General features: G+C 55.9%; 1 protein-coding gene. It reads right to left on the reverse strand.

Annotated features, from left to right (window positions below; translation table 11 throughout):
* Positions 1 to 242 precede the first annotated feature (242 nt).
* A partial coding sequence (locus tag AB4874_RS19835; RefSeq protein ID WP_368393308.1) for an IS110 family RNA-guided transposase occupies positions 243 to 1,017 on the reverse strand: 775 nt, incomplete at its 5' end.

The raw sequence follows: 1,017 nt of genomic DNA on the forward strand, positions 1-1,017 counted from the left end.
TGTGTGGATGGCTCCTGCATAGCAAGACATTTTTGATCTGATTTGTGCATTTGTCAGAAGCAGTCATGTGTCCGGCCTGTTTGCGCGGTTTTGACCGCTGGCCCTGATGGGTTCCGCAAACCAAGTTCCTATCAGCTTAGCGGGCTGTTACGCCCCTGCCATTCGGCGGAGTGTCCTGGTTTTGGCGGCAGACTTATGCACCATCATCTCGCGGGTCTTGCTAACTCGGTGTTCTTTCTCCTTTAGGTGGTGTGGGGCGTGTAGGGTTCGTTTCGGGTGAGAACCGCCCAGACTATCCGAGCGGTCTTGTTGGCCATTGCGACTGTTGCGACACGCGCGGGCTTTCGTTCCAGCAGTGTCGTCAGCCATTTGCTTGCCCGTTCCGGGTGCGACTTTGTTTGTCGAACGAGCGACGTCATGCCGACGACCAACAATGATCGTAAGTATTGATCTCCCATTTTGGTAATGCGCCCGAGCTTCTCTTTGCCGCCGCTGGATTTGTTCGCAGGCGTCAGACCCAGCCATGCAGCAAACTCCCGGCCATTGCGGAACTGATGACCATCACCAATGCTGGCGATGATTGCAGACGCCGTGACAGCGCCAACGCCTGGGATGGTGCGTAATAGCCGAACCCGAATGTCTTCCTTGGCAACAACCTTCAGCCGCTCTTCATACCATCGGATCCGTGCATGCAGTGCCATGAGGTGTTCACACAGATTGTGGATCACCTCACTAGCAATCTCGGGCAGGTCCAGCACTTCACCTGCGAGAATATCCTCGGCAAACCCGATGACCCGCGCCAAGCCTCTTGCGATGTAAACGCCAAACTCGGCGACCATACCACGTAAGCCATTGATCAGCTGCGTGCGCTGGCGGACAAGCAGATCTCGTGCGCGATGAAGCGAAAGCAGAGCTTGTTGCTCAACCCTCTTGATCGCGACAAAGCGCATTGTCGGACGCGTCACTGCTTCACAAATGGCCGCCGCATCGATGGCATCTGACTTACCGCGTTTGACG

The sequence above is a fragment of the Thioclava arctica genome (assembly GCF_040892615.1).
Classification (GTDB): Bacteria; Pseudomonadota; Alphaproteobacteria; order Rhodobacterales; family Rhodobacteraceae; genus Thioclava; species Thioclava arctica.